Here is an 18,038-nt window from a genome sequence, read left to right as displayed (position 1 = left end):
GCGCGCGGCGGCCTCGCGGCACGTTCCATGCGTAATCAGACGATGCTCGCGCCGCCATCGACGGCGAGATACTGACCCGTCATATGCCGCGACGCCTGGCTCGCGAGAAACACCACGGCGCCCTTGAGATCGTCGTCGTCGCCGAGACGGTGCAGCGGCGTATGGTCGATCACCACCTGCCCCAGCTTGTCGAGGAGGCCGGCCGACATCTTCGAGGGAAAGAACCCCGGGCAGATCGCATTCACATTGATGTTGTACTTGCCCCATTCGGCAGCCAGCGCGCGCGTGAAATTGATGGCCGCCGCCTTCGAGGTGTTGTACGCAATGGTCTGCATGGACCCAAGCGAGCCCTTCAGGCCGGCAATCGAAGCCACGTTGATGATCTTGCCACGCTGACGCGGGATCATGCTGCGCTTGCCCACTTCGCGCGCGAGGAAGAACGGCGCGTTCACGTTCAGGTTCATCACCTTGTGCCACGCTTCGTCGGGGTAGTCCTCCGCGGGTGCGCCCCACGTGGCGCCCGCATTGTTCACAAGGATGTCGATCTGGCCGCAGGCCGCAAGCGTCTCGTCAACGAGCGGCTTCGCGGCCTCGGCGCGTTGCAGATCGCTCACGATCGTGGTCGCCTTGATGCCGAGTTCCTGCAGATGGCTCGCCGCCTCTCCGAGTTCGTCGGCCTTGCGCGCCGTGATCACCACATGGCAGCCCATCTCGCCTAGCGCCTGCGCCATCTGCAAACCCAGCCCGCGCGAGCCGCCGGTGATGAGTGCAACCTGACCATCCAGCTCGAACATTTCCCTGACCCGCATGCTTTCGTCTCCTTGATGTCTGTCGACTGACCAAAATTCCGCATTGCGGAACGCGATGAGATGCCAACGATTCTAGCGGGGCCCTCCAGTCAAAAAAATAGGGAAAAGCACGACCGTTCATTAATTGACATTTTCTGCTTTTTGCGGCCGGCGGTATGCGGGCTGGGTCGTCTCAAAACGAAACGCGCCGGCGGATGCTTGCGCGCGCAACCGTTGCAATCGCGCGACAGGCGGCGTTTTCAGCCCGCTATCAAGCGTCTATCATCGGCCTCCAGCCAGCATCCCCTGGCTCGACATACAAGAAATACGGCCCCGGCACCCCGGCGGTCCGATGAACTTACAACACACAGCAGAAGAAAAAGGATCCCACCGTGAGACACACCCAGATCGCATCGGCCATCGGCGGCCTTGCCCTCGCCCTGGCTTGCCAGCACAGCTTCGCGCAAAGCTCGGTCACGCTGTACGGTATCGTCGACACCAGTATCCGTTACCTCACGAACGCTAACGCGAACAACGACAACGAACTGCAGATGACGCAAGGCCCGATCACCGGCAGCCGCTGGGGCCTGAAGGGCACCGAGGATCTGGGCGGCGGCCTCTCAGCCCTCTTCCGCCTCGAAAACGGGTTCAACCTCTGGAACGGCCAACTGGCGAGCTCGAATACGCTGTTCAACCGGATGGCGTACGTGGGCGTATCGAGCGACAAGTACGGCACGGTCACGATGGGCCGTCAGAACACGCCGCTGTTCGATCAGCTGGGTAACACCTTCGACCCGCTGACCGTCGGCAACTTCGACCAGGACGGCTGGCTGCCGGGCGCACTCGGCTACGGTCTGCGTGAGAATAACTCGGTCAAGTACGACGGCAAATTCGGCGGCCTCGAGGTCGAAGGCATGTACAGCTTCGGCGGTGTGGCGGGCAGCGTCGGCGCGAGCAACATGTACGGCTTCACGGCCACTTACGCGGCCGGTCCGGTCCAGCTGCTCGCGGGCTACCAGCAGAATAGCGACCTGCACAACAACAAGTACCGCGTGGCCAACCTCGGCGCGGTCTATGCGCTCGGTCCGGTTCACCTGTACGGCGGCTGGCTGTGGGGCCAGGACAACACGGGCATGGTGGACCAGTTCATGGCAGCCGCGAACTCGCCCGCGGCGAACTTCGCGACGCCTGTGACCAGAACGAACCGCATCGATAACGGCCTCTATGCCGGCGCAACGTGGCAGGTCACCGCGCCGCTGCTACTGACCGCAGCGTACTACTACGACCACGCAAAGAACGGCCTGAACGACGACGGCGTGACGCTCAGCACCGGCGTGCGCTACTCGGCAGTGGTACTCGCCGAATACTCGCTGTCGAAGCGCACCGAAGTGTATGGCACGGTCGACTTCATGCGCGGCACCGGCTCGGCAACCGCCGACTTCCCGGGTCGCAACAATCAGACCGGCGTCGCAGTCGGCTTTCGCAACATCTTCTAATAGCGGATCGCATCGCTGGGTCTGATGACCGGCACAACGGCGGCGCAGCGCTTCGAACGCTGCGCCGCCGTTTTTCCGCCTTTTCTCGTTAGCGCACGCTGACAGCGCCAGTCCCCGCGATATCTCAGATTTGTCTGATTCCCCTGCAGGATGGCGTCGATAGAATTTTTCTGTCTCCCAGAAACGTTCGACGTCCGCCCGCCCCATGTCCCAATCTGCCCAACAACAACTTCTCGAAGCCTTCGAGGCCCACGCGCGCGCGCCCGAAAATACGGACCTGCTCATGCAGATCTGTCAAACGCTGGTCCAAACGCGGCGCGACGAGCAGATGCTGCCCTGGGCCGACAAAGGCCTCGCGCTCGATCCCGAGAACCGTGGGTTCATCCACGCGCGAGGCCGCGCGTTGCGCCTGCGCGGGCGCCACGCCGAGGCGGCCGCCAACTGGCTCGCGCATCAGTCATTGCCGTGGAACCCGCTTTTCTGCGAAGCGCGGATCGGGCGCGATCTGTACCTGAGCGGCGAAACGCAGCGCGCCATCGAGCACCTCGAAACCGCGTTGAGCCGCTATCCGGCCGACTTCTCGCGAGACGCGCAAAGGGCGCGCAAGTGGCTGGCCGAAGCGTTGCTGAGCCTCGGCGACACGCGTGGATTCACACACTGGCTCGAACGCAATCGTGGCGACAGCGGCAGCTATCGTTACGCCGAAGCGCCGATGTGGAGCGGCCAACGCGACCTGCGCGGCGAGCGCGTGCTCGTGACGCACCAGATGGGCTTTGGCGACCAGTTCCTGTTGTTCGCGTCCGTGCGCCAGTGGCGTGACGCGGGCGCCGATATCGCGCTCACGTGCGACCACGCGATACATGGCCTCGTGCAGGCTTCGTTGCCCGGGTGCACCGTAATTGGCACCGCGCGCCCGCTCACAGTGAGCGCGCCCTTGCCGCCCGAAGCGCTGGACACTATCAAGGCATTCGCGCCGACGCTGCAGGCCACGCTGCTCCATCTGCCGCTGCTCGCGGCCGAAGATTCACCGCGGCCTCAACCCTATTTCGATGCTTATCTGCGTGCCCCTGCGGCAGCGCGCGAACGCGCGTCCACGTGGTCGCAAACGCTGCGCGCGCGCGCGCCTGGCAAACGGCTCGTCGGCCTCTTCTGGGACTGCGCACAACAGCACGCCACAGAAATCGGCAGCAAGGAGCGTTGCTGGGCCGGCTTGCGCAGCGTACCGCTCGCGCAACTCGAGCGCCTCACTACCCACCCCGCGCTCGCGCGCGAAGTCCAGTTCGTCAGCCTGCACCACCCCGTAGCCGAGCTGGCGAACGGCACGCCCCGAGGCGCCATGAGCCACTACGGGCCCGGCATCGCGAGCTTCGCCGACACGGCGGCCTGCATCGAACAGCTCGACGCCGTGCTGAGCGTGGACGCCGTCGCCGCAAACCTGAGCGCAATGCTGGGCAAGCCAACCGCTGTGCTCGTCAACCCCACCGGCGAATGGCGCTGGGGCCAGACTGACGCGCGCACGCCGTGGATGAGCGCGGCGACGGTCCTGCGCCAGACGCAAATGGGCGAATGGCACGACGTCATTTCGCGCGCCATCGGCTGGTTGCTTCGCAGCTAGACCGCGCGATAGCCATCGTGTGACTTTTCAACGCAAACGAGCGGGCAAATGCCCGCTCGTTTGCCTTCGTTCATCGGCATCCGTTGACGCATTCGTCCATTTAATTCCCTGCACATTAATTACATTTAATTTACGATTAAAACAAAATGCTTTCGCTTATAAGCGTACTTCCCAGGGATTACTACGGGTTGTAGTCAAGAAGCATGCAAATGTTTAATGCCGGGCGTACACTGCTCGCGCACGGCCCGTTACGGGGGGGCCGCTCCAAGCGACACAACTAAGCCACACAACGCAATGCCGGCACGTGCATGAGATTGCGGTAAGCGCTAAAGCGCCGACTGCTATCGACAGGAGACATGGCATTGCCCCAGTTTCACAGGAGAAGAATCAACATGAGCTGGACGCGTGAACAGAAGAACGTCACGATCGCGGCGTACCTGGGATGGACGCTCGACGCATTCGATTTCTTTCTGATGGTTTTCGTTCTGAAAGACATCGCCACCGAATTCAACACCAAAATCCCGGCAGTGGCTTTTGCCATTACGCTGACACTGGCCTTGCGCCCGCTCGGCGCGCTGATATTCGGCCGACTCGCCGATAAATACGGCCGCCGTCCCACGCTGATGATCAACATCGCGTGCTATTCCATACTCGAACTGCTCACGGGCTTCTCGCCCAACCTCGCAACCTTCATCGTCCTGCGCGGGCTCTTCGGCGTCGCGATGGGCGGCGAATGGGGCGTGGGCTCCGCGCTCACCATGGAAACCATTCCGCCCAAGTCGCGCGGCATCGTTTCCGGCCTGCTGCAGGCGGGCTATCCGAGCGGTTTTCTGCTCGCCTCGATCGTGTTCGGCGTGCTGTACCAGTACATCGGCTGGCGTGGCATGTTCTTCGTCGGCGTGCTGCCGGCACTGCTCGTGGTCTATGTGCGTATGCACGTGCCCGAATCCCCGGCCTTCAAGGAGATGCAAAAGCGCGCGCGTCCGACCCTGCTCACTACGCTCAAGCACAACTGGAAGCTTTCGCTGTACGCCATCGTGCTGATGACGGCGTTCAACTTCTTCTCGCACGGCACGCAAGATCTGTATCCGACCTTCCTGCGCGAACAGCATCACTTCGACCCGCACACGGTATCGATCATCACCATCGTGCTCAATCTCGGCGCGATCGTGGGTGGCCTCTTCTTCGGTCAGGTTTCCGAAAAGATCGGCCGCCGCAAGGCAATCTTCATCGCCGCGCTGATCGCGCTGCCCGTGCTGCCCCTGTGGGCGTTCTCGCAGGGCCCGGTGCTGCTCGCGCTCGGCGCGTTCCTCATGCAGATTTCGGTGCAAGGCGCATGGGGGGTGATCCCGGTGCACCTCAACGAGATTTCGCCTGACGAAGTGCGTGCGACCTTCCCGGGCCTCGTCTATCAGCTCGGTAACCTGTTCGCTTCGGTGAACGCCACGCTGCAGGCGTCGCTTGCCGAAACGCACAACCAGAACTACTCGATGGCCATGGCGATCGTCGCCGGCACGGTCGCCATCGTGATCGCGGTGCTGATCCCGTTCAGCCGCGAACGTCGAGGCATCGACATGACGCAGACCGCGAAAGAGGTATCGGGCGTCTAACGAGCCTCATGCGGTGGCCCCGTAACGCCGCGACGCAGCAACACAATGAAAGGCCGTGCCGGGTTCGCCCGCACGGCCTTTTTGCTGACTTTGACTATTGTCGAGCGCCCGCACTCGCACACCGGGTAAGACCTCCTGGCCGCGCGGTGCGTGACGTTGCATGATGAAAGCGCATACGCTTTTGCAGTCGGCAGACATACCGCCCGGAGATCCACTATGAGCGAAACGCCCCAGCCCGATCCGGCGAGCCCCGTGGCGGCTTCCGCACAGCTAGCGGCCCCACCTCAGGCGGCCCCACCCAATACCGACGGTATCTGGTACGCCTCGTACCCTCCCGGCGTGCCACGCGAAATTGGCGCAAGCCAGTACGCCTCGCTCACGCACTTCTTCGACGATTGCACGGCGCGCTTTAGCGAGCGCGTCGCCTACGTGAGCGCTGGCTCGCCGATGACCTACGCCGCGCTCGCCCGCAAGGCCACGGCGTTCGCGTCCTGGCTGCAAGGCGCGGGCGTGCAGCGAGGCGAGCGTGTCGCGATCATGCTGCCCAACACCTTGCAGTATCCGGTCGCCCTCTTTGGGGCACTCAAGGTTGGTGCCGTGGTCGTCAACGTCAACCCGCTCTACACCGTGCGCGAGCTTGCGCATCAGTTGCAGGACAGCGGCGCGCAGACCATCGTCGTGTTCGAGAATTTCGCAGCCACGCTCGAAGCGGCGCTGCCCGGCACACAGGTGCAACGCATCCTCGTGACGGCGCTTGGCGACTTGCTGGGCGAAGGCGTGAACCTCAAGGGCCGCTTCATCAACGTCATGCTGCGCCACGTGAAGAAGATGGTGCCGCCCTACCACCTCCCGCAGGCAGTGCGTCTTCTCGATGCGCTCGCGCAAGGCGCGCACGCGCCACACGCGCCGGTTGCGACCCACGCCGACGATCTCGCGTTCCTGCAGTACACGGGCGGCACCACGGGTGTCGCGAAGGGTGCGATGCTCACGCACGGCAACGTCCTGGCGAACGTGCAGCAGGCAAAGGCGTGGGTCGGCAACCAGCTCGACGCCAAAGCCGAGACGGTGCTCACGCCGTTGCCGCTTTATCACATCTATTCGCTCACCATCAATGCGCTGATCTTCCTCGCGCTAGGCGGTCGCAACATCCTGATCGCCAATCCGCGCGACATGAAGCGCGTCATGAAGGTGCTGCGGCACGAGACGTTCAGTTGCCTCAGCGCGGTCAACACGCTCTATAGCGCGCTGCTCGATAACGCTGAGTTCCGCCAGCGCGACTTCTCGGGCCTCAAGCTCGCGATGGCGGGCGGCATGGCCATGCAGAAAGCCGTCGCCGACCGGTTCCGGGCCGTGACGGGCAAGTCAGTCGTGGAAGGCTATGGGCTCACCGAATGCTCGCCGATCGTCTCCATGAATCCCGTCGATGTCGAGCGCGCGGACGCGGGCCAGGCGCATCCGGAAGGCTCGATCGGGCTGCCAGCGCCATCCACGCAGGTGCGCTTTCGCAAGGACGACGGCACGTGGGCCGCCATCGGCGAAGCCGGCGAGCTCTGCGTAAAGGGCCCGCAAGTGATGAAGGGCTACTGGAATCGCCAGGACGAAACGGCAAAGGTGTTTGCCGATGGATGGCTCACGACCGGCGACATCGGCGTGATGGATGCGCGCGGCTATATCCGCCTCGTCGACCGCAAGAAGGACATGATTCTCGTGTCGGGATTCAACGTGTATCCGAACGAGATCGAGGACGTGGTGGCGATGCACCCCGGCGTGCGCGAGGTGGCTGCGATCGGCGTGCCCGATCCGGTCCAGGGCGAGCGCGTGAAGGTGTTCATCGTGAAGAGCGATCCCACCCTCACGGAAGACGCGCTGATCCAGTTCTGCCGCCAGCAGCTCACGGGCTACAAGGTGCCGCGCATCGTGGAGTTCCGTGAGTCGCTGCCGCAGTCGACCGTCGGCAAGATCCTGCGCCGACAGCTGCGCGACGAGGAAATCGCGAAAGCCGCGAAGAAGCCGCAGACGTGAGACGCTGATGCAATAACGCTAAGGCCAGCTAATCAAGGTTGCGAAACTTCACTCCGCGCGCGATTGCGAGACGCTCAAGCACGAAACGATCAGAGGGGCGCAACGCGCCAATCAAGGCCGCGCCTGGCTCGAGCCGCCGCGCGATCCGCACGTGCCACAGGGTGCCGATGTCGTTTTCAGCCGTGCCGTCGCCACGATCGCCTATGGCCCACGCAACGCATCCCGCGTGCGCGGCTTCTCGCGCGAGCACACGGCCTCGCGCGAGCGCCGGGTCGAACACCACCCCATCTGGCGCATTCGACGCTGCACTCGCTCGAGGCGCGCGTTCACCCAACGCAACCCGGAGCGCATGCGTCTGCCATGCCGCGCCTAACGCCACAGCACCCGCATCGCAGAGAAAAGCCCGCCTGTCCATCGAGTCCTCCGTGCGCCTTCCTGCCGATCGCTACGCAGTCCTTAAGTGAATCGGTCACGTATAGCCGCGTTGCGCGCGCCACACCGCGGGCCAGACGCCCTGCTTGCCCGGCGAGAGCACGCCCTGCGGATCGAGCGCGTCCTTTACGGTTTGCGCGAGGCGCAACAGCGCGCCGTCGTTGAAGGCGTACTGCGCCGCGGCGTAATCCATGTAGAGCAGATGCGAGCGGTATACGCCGTAGCCGGCCGCGCCTGCGTCGCTCATCAGCGCGCGTAGCAGGTCGCCCGCGCGCGCAGCGTCGTCACGGCGCTCGCGCGCGAAGATCGCCGCGAATACATGATGCAGATGGCGCCCCGCCGCGGTGAAACCGCCGTAGTAATCGAAGCCGTACTCGGCCGCGCGCGCCTTGACGAGCGCGTACTGGCGCAGTGCGTCGCGGCCGTCGGCGGGACATAGCGGCGAGAAGTCCACGTGCGCCCCCTCGCCGCCGCGCCAGTCGAGCATGCGAAACGCGCTCATCGCCGGAATACCGGCGAGATTGCGGTCAGCACCGCCCTGCGGTTCTTCGCCTTCGGCATAGCGCCGCGCAGAGAAACGCACGCCAGGTACGCCAGCGAACGCACGCTCGACAATCCGCCGCTCCATGTCGATTACCTCGGGCGCGCCATAAAGCGCGTAGTGCAGATTCCAGCGGCCCACGCCCAAATCGCGCTGCATCGCGGCGACGGCGGCCTCGGGCATCGCGCCCTCGCCGTCGTACCAGCGTGAGCGCGGCGCGAGACTCGCGGCACGCCGGATCGCGCCTTCGATCGCCGCGTGCTGGCGTATCGTGCCGCCGAGCTGCAATGCGCGCAACGTATCGACGAGCACGCCGAGATCGTCCTCGCGCGCAAACTGGATCTCGCCTATCACGAAGGCCTGCGGCGCCGGCATGAGCCAGAGTCCCATCTTCGTGACGACGCCGTAGTTCGACTGCGTAAAGAGCGCATCGAACGAAGGCCCGTAGCCCGCCCTGTAAAGTTGCCACGCCGTACCGTTTTCGATCGCGCCCATGCCGGTGCGCACCACGTCGCCGTTGGCGAGCACGACTTCCATGCCGCACTGCGACGCGGCGTGGTCGCCATAGGCGGTCGTGCCGAAGCCGCGCTCGAGCGTGTTGCCGACCACGCTGCCCCAGCCCGCCGCGGGCGGATCGACCCATAGGGGCAGATGCTGTTCACGCAGGTGCGCATGCAGATCGAAGTAACTCACGCCGGGCTCGACGCGCGCCCACGCGAGGCGCTCGTCGACCTCGAGAATGCGGTTCAGGCGCTGCAGGTCGAGCACGACCGAGCCCGCCAGGCGCGGTGCGGCACCGCCATAGGCGAAGTTGCGTCCCGTGGAAACGGTCCAGAGCGGCACGCGCGTTTCGTTCGCAACGCGCAGGATCGCGCGGATCTCTTCGACATTCGCGGGGAGGATCGCGGCCGAAGGCGCGAAGGCATGCGCATCGGCAACTGGCACGAACGGGTCGAAATACGGCTCGAGCGATGCGCCGCCACGGCAGACATTCGGCGCGCCGACGATGCCCTCGAAGGCGGCGAGCGCACGCGCGAAACGCGCCTCGTCGATGCCGGGTGGCAAGGTGGGTTCGGCGTCGCTCATCGGCACGCTCCGCTAGCGTCGCTCATCGGCACGCTCCGTTATCCGGCAAGACACACACGAGCATCGCCTCCCTCACCGCCCGTCACCACTGCCCGGGCTTGCCGCCCAGCGCGCCGCATACGTCCAGCGCGATCTCGCGCAGCTTCGGTTCTGTCTGCGGCCCCGAGAGCGCATAGCCCGTGCGTTCCGTGCTCCAGTAGAACGTGCGGCGGTTGCCGTCGCGCAAGAGGCGCACGGGGTCTCGCTCCGCGGCCGAACTGCCCACGTAGAGCGTGAGGCGCTCGCCCGCATCGTTCTCGTACATGAATTGCGCAGCCGGCCCCGTGTTGCCGGGCAAGAGACGCCCGCCCACGAGCGTATAGCCATACTCGGCGAGCGACGGCACCGAGAGCGGTTTGCCGAGGCGCCTCGAGAGCCACGCGACGAGATGCGCCTCATCCGCGGCACCTACTTCCACGGGATGCCGCTGCTCCGGCGAATACACCGCATAGGCGATGTCGGCGCGGCGCGCGAACGCTTCGGGCGTTTCGCGGCTCGCGGCCCCCGGCGCCGAACCGGCGACCAGTTCTGGCGCGAGGCCCGCGAGCCGCGGCACAAACATAGTGGCCGTCACCGCGAGCCCCGCGCCCACGGCCACCCACGCCGCCGCGAGGCCCGCGCGCCACCACCACGGCACGCGCGGACGCAGCACGAGCACCGCGGGCGCGGCGCTGGCTGCCCCTGCGTCACCGGGCGCCGCATCCTCGCCCGGCAGACGCGCGCCTTCGCACAACGCCTGCAGCGCGGCCTTCTGCGCGCGATAGGCCGCGACACGCGCCGCCGCGCGCGGATCGTCCGCGAGGCGCGCCTGCAGCGCGTCGCGCTCGCCCGCCGGCAGTTCGCCGTCGACGAAAGCGCCCAGCATCGCCAGATCCTCTTCAGGGCTGCTTTCAGGGGAACCAGACGCCGCGCCTTCGCGTTCGTGGCCGAGATCGTTGTCATTCATCGTAGCGTCCCCACCACCCTGAGCCGTGCCGCGCGTTGCGCCGATTCGCGCCCCGGATCCTGCACCGGCCCCGTGTCGAGCAACGCGCGCAGATGCTCGCGCGCCCGCGAGAGGCGCGACATCACCGTGCCGGCCGGCACCCCGAGCACCGCCGACGCCTCGTTGTAGCTCAACTCCTCCACGCACACGAGCAGCAGCACCTCGCGCTGCGCCGCCGGCAACGCATAGAGCGCCCGCTGCAGATCGCGCAGTACGAGACCATCCACGTCGCCGTGCGGCGCTTCAAGTGTGCGCCACGGCGCGGCTTCGTCGTCGACGGCGATCTCTCGCCGCCCGCGCAGCTGGTCGATGTAGAGATGGCGCAGGATCGTGAGCAGCCACGCGCGCAGATTGCTTTGCGGGCGAAACGACGTCCAGCGCGAGAGCGCGCGCTCCGCAGCGTCCTGTACGAGGTCGTCAGCCCACGCGGCATCGCCTGTCAGGGCGCGCGCATAACGTCGCATCGCAGCGAGCTGCGCCACGACCTGCGCTTCGAACTCAGGCGACGGTTGACGCAACACGCCGCACGCCGCTCAGTAGCCACCGCCCGACGAGCCGCCCGAACTGGTCGACGACGCCCCGCCCTGATTCATGTCGCTGCAAGCCGTAAGGCCTGCACCCGCAACGCCGGCCAGCGCCACACAGACGAGACACGCGAGAACTTTGCGAAACCGCTCCATGATCATCTCCATTGAGGTTCATCGCCGATATCGCGTTAAACGTTGCAGTCGGCGCGCTTATTCCGCGCAAGCGGAGATTTCGCTTTTCGTGCGCCGTCGCACCCAACATCAACTGCCGATGAAACGCCGATAAGGTGCCAATACGGCGCTCCCGCGTGCGCCGCCGCACGGAACGAAGCCCTCGCGGACCGCGAGAATCGTCGCAAGCAGATCGAAATGCATCGTGTAAGCGAGTGATTCGGCACGGCACCAAACGCAAGCCGGCCTCGAATCGCCCGAGCATGGCCGGCCGTCATGGACTACGCTGTGAGGGTGAGCGCATGCGCGTCGAAACGTCACGGGTCTGACAGCCCGAGTGACGTATCGCCAGCAGGCCTCTCTTTCGAAAACCGCTGTCGCTGCACATCGCAACCTGTCATCCGGACGCCCGCTTCCCAGCGGCCGACGACAAGGGACGCAGCGATCCATTTTTCGTCAATCTGCGGTTGCGGCCGCGAGCCGGTATAGTTCTGCAGTAAGCTTAGTTCCCGCACGCGCGCTTCGCCGACACAAGGTAGAATCGCGGCGAGCAAACGTTTCCAACTGATTGCGGCATTGCGCCGCCTGGCCAAATCTAGTCCATGCCTTCCGCAGAATCGCACCCGCAAAACGACTTCATGAACGCCGCGCGTAAGGAAAGAAAGCGCGTCGAAATCTATCTGGTCAACGGCATTCGCCTGACCGGATGCATCGAGTCGTTCGATCAGTACCTGGTGATGCTGCGCACGCCCGTCGGCCTGCAAGGCATCTACAAGCGCGCCATTTCGACCATCCAGCTCGACACCGGCACCCGTCCGGGTCCGCGCCCGGGCGGTCCTCGCAGCTCGCACGGCGAGCATACGAGCCGCGGTCCGCACGGCACCCATGGCGGTCACGGTCCGCGCGAACAGCGAGAACCGCGTGAATCGCGCGAGCCGCGCGAAAACTGGTCGGCGCCGTCCGGCGCGCCCTCGGGCGCACCGGGTGCATCTGGTAACGACCGTGCGTCGCAGGACGGCCCGGTCGTCGTCACGCGCCGCCGCCGCCTCTATGGCGCGGTGAACAACGGCGGCAACGGCAACGGCGGCGAAGGCTCGGGCAACAGCTAAGCCGCTGCGGGCTGGCGCACTCGCTGCACGCTACGCCAGTCACGCCGATGTTCAGGATAGTACGGGCGCGCCAAGGCGCGCCCGTTCGTTTGCGCACGCTTCGTTCAGCTCACTGCTGTTTCATTGCGCTGCGAATTGGCCCGGCAGTCGTGGCTCACGGTCACGATTTTGGCTTTGCGTTATTCTGACGTGATGCATATCGCCAGGGAGACCGCCATGAGCGCATCCAAGCCGAAAGCCCCGCAACCCTCGCAGCAAGACCCGCTCGACGAAGCACTCGACGAAACCTTCCCCGCGAGCGATCCGATCGCCGTGGACCCCTCGCCCACCGGCTCTCAACCCAAGCCCCATTCCGCAGACGAATCCCACAAGGGCCGCGACACGCATCGCCACGGCAAGCACTGAGCGCGGCCTGCACCATCGCACCATGAAAAAAGGCGGAGCGTCCATGACGCTCCGCCTTTTGCGTGTCGCATCTGCAGTCCCACTCGGCAAGACGCCAAACGGGCGACCGGGCCATACCGCGCACTGTTGATCAGCGGATCGGCAGACCGCCTTCAACCTGTTGCTGCAACTCGCGCACCTGACGCTGCACCGTACGCAGTTGTGCCTGCGCGGCCGTCTTCTGCGCCTGCAATGCGTTCGCCTGATCGTGACCCTGCTTCTGCTGGTCCGCCACGAGCGCCTGCTGCTCGCGCGCGATGGCCAGATCCGCCTGGAGCCGGTTCGCGTGGTCTTGCGTGAGCGCGATCATGCGGTCCGTGAACGCCTTCTGCGCTTCGAGGCGCGTGCGACGGATTTCCACTTCGGCGAGCTGTCCCGACTTCATCGCGAAGTCGCGATAGATCGCTTCAGCGCGCGTCTCGTCGCTCGTCTTGATCACGCGCCAGAACGTCTTGTTCTGGAAGAGCGTGACGTAGTACGTCATTTCCTTGCCGTAAAACAGCAGGCTCGCGCCATACGAGCCGTTGTACGTCGTGCGCAGCTCGGTGAGCTCCGAACCTCGCAGCATCTGCTGCAGCTCGGCGACGTTGCCTGCGGCGTTCTGCTTCGCTTCATCCGGCGTAAGTACGCTCGCCTGGCTCGCTGCGCTTGCTGCCATAGGCAACGCAGGGGTTGCTGCCTGTTCGTCCTGCACGGCCGCTGCGGCGGTGGTCTGTGCTACGGGCGCCGCTGCTGCTGGATTGTCAGGCGGCGTCTGTGCGCAGCCCGTACCGATTCCCCCGATTAACACCAGCGCCGCCAAGACTGTGCGACGAACTCTCCACTTGTAGTCCATGTAGTACCTGCTTTGAACAGTTCTAATTTTTACAAATCGGCACAATTATTACTCACTTTCACGTGTTTCGGGCCGCTCGTAGAAAATTTGCCGATTACGTATCTTTTCCCACAACACTTTGCAAGAAATTCCGAGGAATTGCGCAGTGTCCTTGCGCAGACAGGCGTTTTGGTCCAGCGCCGCGAAGCGGCGAAAGGCGTTCGATCACGTCTCGCGAACGGCCGGCCATGGGTTTGGGGCTTGGCCATCGCCGCCGGCTGGTTGGCGACCGGATGCGGCGCATCGTAGGCCGTCAAACTAGAGTTCCTTCTCTCAAACGCACGCGATCCTTTCCAGTATCCTGCCCTGACCTTGTGGCGCGCCAGTCGCGCGGCACGGGCAGCATCGACACGACAAACAACATCAGTGGAGGAAGACATGAACCGATTCATCGGACGCGCGGCGCGCCGCGTCGCGCTGGCGAGCGCACTGCTGTGCGGCGCTCTTGCCGCGCACGCGCAGACCGACACGCCAGTCGGCGTCTGGCAGACCATCGACGACCACACCGGCCAACCGAAGGCGCTCGTGCAGATTAGCGCCGACGCCAACGGCGACCTGAGCGGCAAAGTCATCAAGGGACTCGGCGCGAATGACCAGCCCGACCGGCGTTGCACGGCCTGCACCGACTCACGCAAGGATCAGCAGATCCTCGGCATGACGATCATCGACAGCATGAAGAAAACCGGCGAGGGTTATGACGGCGGCCACATTCTCGACCCCGAGAACGGCAAGGTGTACCGCTGCAAGATGCATACGGAAGACGGTGGCCAGAAACTCGTCGTGCGCGGCTATATGGGCATTTCGCTGCTTGGCCGCTCGCAGACGTGGGTGCGCCAGCAGTGAGCGGGCTGAGCTGAAGACCGGCACGCAGACCGGACCGGCGAGGGAACCTGAGAGACGAAACCGGCCGAAGCGGGCGCATGCGCCGCTTCGGCCGGTTTCGTAAGTGCGGGCGTTACGCAGTGTGACGATACACGGAGCGATAGTTGAAAAGCTGCGATGGCGCGGACGCGGGTGCCACCGGTACGAACGGCGAATTGCGCGGCGTGTTGCGCGCCGCTTCCTGCCTGCGCGCCGCTTTTTCTGCGCGGCTCACATGCTTGCGCATGCGCGTTTCGATGGTGTCGCACAACGCCACGCCCTCCGCGCCGAACAACTCGCCCATCACGCACTTGAGCACGCCATTGTCGTGCCAGGTCTTGAAGCGGCGATGGCAGGTTTGATACGAAGGGTAGCGGCGCGGCATGGCCGACCAGGTCGCGCCGCTATACAAGACCCACAGCACGCCGTTGAGCACCGAGCGCGTGTTGGCGAGCGGCCGGCCGCGCAACTCGGTGCGCGGGCGCAGTTCGGGCAGGAGCAGCATCACGCGCTGCCATTCTTCGTCGGTAATATCGCGATGCGGGGTCATGGAGGGTCCTTTGTCAGAAGCTGAACTGACAAACGATATCCACTCGCCCCCGCCGTCCATATCAGACGAGTCCGAATCTTGAAAAAGGTGCCGCAGCGCTATTTTGAGACTGGCCCGGCACCCGCTTGACACCCGAGTGTTGCCGCGGATGCGTCAGGCAAGCTAGACGTTACGCGATCACGTCAGGGCTGTATCGACAATGCGACGCGGCGTTTCGAGATATTCCTTCGACTGCATTTCGACGATACGCGACACCGTGCGCGTGAACTCGTTGGCCATCGGGCCTTCCACGTAGAGCTCTTCGGGTGGCACGGCGGCCGACATCAGAAGCTTGACCTTGTGGTCGTAGAACACGTCGATGAGCCAGGTGAAGCGGCGCGCTTCGGACTGCATGCGCGGCGTCATCTGTGGCACGTCGGAGAGAATCACGGCGTGAAAACGGCTTGCCAGCTCCAGATAGTCGTTCTGCGAGCGCGGGCCGCCGCACAGCGTCGCGAAGTCGAACCACACGACGCCGTCGGCCTTGCGCAACGCCTTGAGCTCGCGCTTCTCGATGCGTAGAAGCGGGCTCTCGTCGGGCACGGCGGCAAGCTCCGCGAACGAGTGGCGCAACGCCTTGTCGGCGGCCGCGCCGAGCGGCGTGTGATAGACCTCGACCTGCGCCAGCGTGCGCTGGCGATAGTCGACGCCCGCATCGACGTTGAGCACGTCGAGCTTGCTCTTGATCAACTCGATCGCGGGCAGCATGCGGTCGCGATGCAGGCCATCGGGATAGAGCAGATCGGGATCGTAGTTGGACGTCATCACGAACTGCACGCCGTTCTCGAAGAGACGGTCGAGCAGACGGTAGAGGATCATCGCATCGGCGATGTCCGAGACGTGGAATTCGTCGAAGCAGATCAGGCGATAACGCTTCGCAATGCGGCGCGCGAGTTCGTCGAGCGGATCGGCCTGGCCCTTGAGCTCTTCCAGCTCGCGGTGCACCTCGCGCATGAATTCGTGAAAGTGCAGACGCGTCTTGCGCTGCAACGGCACGACAGCATAGAAGCTGTCCATCAGGAAGCTCTTGCCGCGCCCGACTCCGCCCCACATGTACACGCCGCGTGGCAAGTCCGGGTGAATGAGAAACTTCTTGAGCGCGTTCGAACGCCGCGACTTGTATGCCGCCCACTCGTCGTAGCACCGCTGCAGCCGGTCGATCGCGGCGCGTTGCGCCGTATCGGGCTTGTATCCCCGCTTCTGCAGTTCGTTTTCGTAGTATTCGGTGACGTTCATTTTCTGGGCCGCAAATGAGGAAAGGCGGGAGGGCAAAAGCCCACCCGCCTCCGTACGTGATGCTGGTACATCAAGGCAAGGCGGCCAATCAGGCTGGCCGCCCTGCCCTTCGCGCTTACATGTTGAGGGCGCGCTTGTCAGTAGCGAGTGCAGCTTCGCGCATGACTTCAGACAACGACGGGTGCGGATGGCAGATGCGGCCGATGTCTTCGGCGGCAGCCTTGAATTCCATCGCCACCACGGCTTCCGCGATCAGGTCCGATGCGTTGACCGAGATGATGTGCACGCCGAGCAGTTCGTCGGTCTTGGCGTCGGCGATCATCTTCACGAAGCCGTCCGACTTGTTGATGCCAAGCGCGCGGCCGTTCGCCATGAACGGGAACTGGCCCGTCTTGATCTCGCGACCTTCGGCCTTGAGCTGCTGCTCGGTCTTGCCGACCCATGCGATTTCCGGCTCGGTGTAGATCACCCACGGAATGCAGTTGTAGTCGATGTGCGGCTTCTGGCCGTCGATGATCTCGGCCACCAGCACGCCTTCGTCTTCGGCCTTGTGCGCGAGCATCGGGCCACGCACCACGTCGCCGATCGCATAGACGTTCGGCACGCTCGTCGCGCAATGATCGTCCACGTCGATGAAGCCGCGCTCGTTGGCCTTCAGGCCGATTGCCTCGAGACCGAGGTTGTCGGTGTTCGGCACGCGGCCAACCGACACGATCAGGCGGTCGGCTTCGAGCACTTGCGCGTTGCCGTCCTTGTCCGTGTAGTTGATCGTGACGTTCTTGTCGGTGGCCTTCACTTCGCCGACCTTCACGCCAACGTGAATGTCGAGACCCTGCTTCTTGAAGAGCTTCGCAGCTTCTTTCGAGAGCGCCTGGTCAGCGGCACCGAGGAATTCCGGCAGCGCTTCGAGGATCGTGACGTCGGCGCCCAGACGGCGCCACACCGAGCCGAGTTCCAGACCGATCACGCCTGCGCCGATCACGGCCAGCTTCTTCGGTACGGCGTCGAACGTGAGCGCGCCTTCGTTGTCGGCGACGATCTTGTTGTCGACCGGAATGCCCGGCAGATGACGCGCCTTCGAACCCGTGGCGATGATGACGTTCTTCGCCGTGACGACTTCGGTTTCGCCTTCGCCGCTCACTTCGATCTGCACGCCGGCGTCGGTCTTGCCGGTGAACTTGCCGTGACCCTTGAGCCAGGTGATCTTGTTCTTGCGGAACAGGAACTCGATACCCTTCGTCATCTTCTCGACAATGCCATCCTTGCGGGCGAGCATCTTCGCGACGTCGATATTCACGTCGCTCACGTTGATGCCGTGGTCAGCGAGGTGATGCTGGGCGTTCTCGAACTCGTCCGACGAAGCGAGCAGCGCCTTCGACGGAATGCAACCGACGTTCAGGCACGTGCCGCCGAGCTTCAGCGTGCCGGCAGGGTTCTTCCACTTTTCGATACAGGCAACCGACTTGCCGAGCTGTGCGGCGCGGATCGCCGCGATATAGCCGCCGGGGCCGGCGCCGATCACGACGACATCAAATTCTTTGGACATGGTCATCCTTTCGATACGTGAGCGCGGCGCGCGGTGTCCGGCTTCCGGAAACCGCGCGCGAGGCGCT

17 protein-coding genes are annotated in these 18,038 nt (G+C 64.4%); 7 read left to right on the top strand and 10 right to left on the bottom strand.

Features of this window, described 5'->3' with window-relative positions; genetic code table 11:
• Positions 1-35: 35 nt before the first annotated feature.
• Positions 36-809: an SDR family oxidoreductase gene (locus JMY28_RS15235; RefSeq protein WP_201696770.1), complete on the bottom strand. Its 774-nt coding sequence runs from the start codon at positions 807-809 to the stop codon at positions 36-38.
• 371 nt (positions 810-1,180) lie between these two features.
• Between JMY28_RS15235 and JMY28_RS15230 the strand changes: the two genes are divergently transcribed.
• The 4 genes from JMY28_RS15230 (at position 1,181) to JMY28_RS15215 (ending at position 7,531) form a co-directional block, all read left to right on the top strand.
• On the top strand, positions 1,181-2,284 hold the full coding sequence (locus JMY28_RS15230; protein ID WP_201696769.1) for a porin: 1,104 nt from the start codon (positions 1,181-1,183) through the stop codon (positions 2,282-2,284).
• A 205-nt stretch (positions 2,285-2,489) separates the two neighbouring features.
• Positions 2,490-3,899, top strand: coding sequence for a tetratricopeptide repeat protein (locus tag JMY28_RS15225; RefSeq protein ID WP_201696768.1), 1,410 nt, complete (start codon positions 2,490-2,492; stop codon positions 3,897-3,899).
• Positions 3,900-4,291: 392 nt separating this feature from the next.
• Positions 4,292-5,509, top strand: coding sequence for an MFS transporter (locus JMY28_RS15220; protein ID WP_201696767.1), 1,218 nt, complete (start codon positions 4,292-4,294; stop codon positions 5,507-5,509).
• Between the two features lie 216 nt (positions 5,510-5,725).
• Positions 5,726-7,531, top strand: coding sequence for an AMP-binding protein (locus tag JMY28_RS15215; protein ID WP_201696766.1), 1,806 nt, complete (start codon positions 5,726-5,728; stop codon positions 7,529-7,531).
• 28 nt (positions 7,532-7,559) lie between these two features.
• Here JMY28_RS15215 and JMY28_RS15210 read toward each other — a convergent pair whose 3' ends face one another.
• The 5 genes from JMY28_RS15210 to JMY28_RS15190 all read right to left on the bottom strand — a co-directional run bounded on the left by JMY28_RS15210 (position 7,560) and on the right by JMY28_RS15190 (position 11,294).
• Positions 7,560-7,946: a hypothetical protein gene (locus JMY28_RS15210; RefSeq protein WP_201696765.1), complete on the bottom strand. Its 387-nt coding sequence runs from the start codon at positions 7,944-7,946 to the stop codon at positions 7,560-7,562.
• 54 nt (positions 7,947-8,000) lie between these two features.
• Positions 8,001-9,590 (bottom strand): FAD-binding oxidoreductase, encoded by a 1,590-nt coding sequence (locus JMY28_RS15205; protein WP_201696764.1) that lies wholly within the window; start codon positions 9,588-9,590, stop codon positions 8,001-8,003.
• Positions 9,591-9,672: 82 nt separating this feature from the next.
• Positions 9,673-10,494: an anti-sigma factor family protein gene (locus tag JMY28_RS15200; protein WP_201697020.1), complete on the bottom strand. Its 822-nt coding sequence runs from the start codon at positions 10,492-10,494 to the stop codon at positions 9,673-9,675.
• Between the two features lie 77 nt (positions 10,495-10,571).
• Positions 10,572-11,135: a sigma-70 family RNA polymerase sigma factor gene (locus JMY28_RS15195; protein ID WP_268960640.1), complete on the bottom strand. Its 564-nt coding sequence runs from the start codon at positions 11,133-11,135 to the stop codon at positions 10,572-10,574.
• Positions 11,136-11,147: 12 nt separating this feature from the next.
• A complete protein-coding gene (locus JMY28_RS15190) occupies positions 11,148-11,294 on the bottom strand; it encodes a hypothetical protein (protein WP_201696763.1) in 147 nt (48 codons plus the stop codon).
• 620 nt (positions 11,295-11,914) lie between these two features.
• Between JMY28_RS15190 and hfq the strand changes: the two genes are divergently transcribed.
• Together hfq and JMY28_RS15180 are read left to right on the top strand one after the other, a co-directional pair.
• Positions 11,915-12,421, top strand: a complete 507-nt coding sequence (gene hfq, locus JMY28_RS15185) for an RNA chaperone Hfq (RefSeq protein ID WP_201696762.1) — start codon at positions 11,915-11,917, stop codon at positions 12,419-12,421.
• Positions 12,422-12,637: 216 nt separating this feature from the next.
• Positions 12,638-12,826, top strand: a complete 189-nt coding sequence (locus tag JMY28_RS15180) for a hypothetical protein (protein ID WP_201697036.1) — start codon at positions 12,638-12,640, stop codon at positions 12,824-12,826.
• Positions 12,827-12,956: 130 nt separating this feature from the next.
• Here JMY28_RS15180 and JMY28_RS15175 read toward each other — a convergent pair whose 3' ends face one another.
• On the bottom strand, positions 12,957-13,700 hold the full coding sequence (locus tag JMY28_RS15175) for a DUF2968 domain-containing protein (RefSeq protein WP_201696761.1): 744 nt from the start codon (positions 13,698-13,700) through the stop codon (positions 12,957-12,959).
• A gap of 417 nt (positions 13,701-14,117) precedes the next feature.
• Here JMY28_RS15175 and JMY28_RS15165 point away from each other — a divergent pair, with 417 nt between their 5' ends.
• Positions 14,118-14,582 carry a DUF2147 domain-containing protein gene (locus JMY28_RS15165; RefSeq protein WP_201696760.1) on the top strand — a complete coding sequence of 155 codons (465 nt, stop codon included), beginning with the start codon at positions 14,118-14,120 and terminating at the stop codon, positions 14,580-14,582.
• A gap of 112 nt (positions 14,583-14,694) precedes the next feature.
• On the opposite strand, the gene JMY28_RS15160 is transcribed toward JMY28_RS15165, so the two are convergent.
• The 3 genes from JMY28_RS15160 to lpdA all read right to left on the bottom strand — a co-directional run bounded on the left by JMY28_RS15160 (position 14,695) and on the right by lpdA (position 17,971).
• The gene (locus tag JMY28_RS15160; RefSeq protein ID WP_201696759.1) at positions 14,695-15,150 is read right to left on the bottom strand and encodes a transposase; all 456 of its coding nucleotides are present in this window, start codon (positions 15,148-15,150) and stop codon (positions 14,695-14,697) included.
• A 177-nt stretch (positions 15,151-15,327) separates the two neighbouring features.
• Complete coding sequence (gene zapE / locus JMY28_RS15155) at positions 15,328-16,425, bottom strand: cell division protein ZapE (protein WP_201696758.1); 1,098 nt, start codon at positions 16,423-16,425, stop codon at positions 15,328-15,330.
• Positions 16,426-16,540: 115 nt separating this feature from the next.
• Positions 16,541-17,971, bottom strand: a complete 1,431-nt coding sequence (lpdA, locus tag JMY28_RS15150; protein ID WP_201696757.1) for a dihydrolipoyl dehydrogenase — start codon at positions 17,969-17,971, stop codon at positions 16,541-16,543.
• Positions 17,972-18,038: the final 67 nt, after the last annotated feature.

The organism is Paraburkholderia hiiakae (assembly GCF_904848665.1).
Taxonomy (GTDB): Bacteria; Pseudomonadota; Gammaproteobacteria; order Burkholderiales; family Burkholderiaceae; genus Paraburkholderia; species Paraburkholderia hiiakae.
Note: the sequence above shows the minus strand (reverse complement) of the source record. Positions and strands in the feature narration are given on the sequence as shown.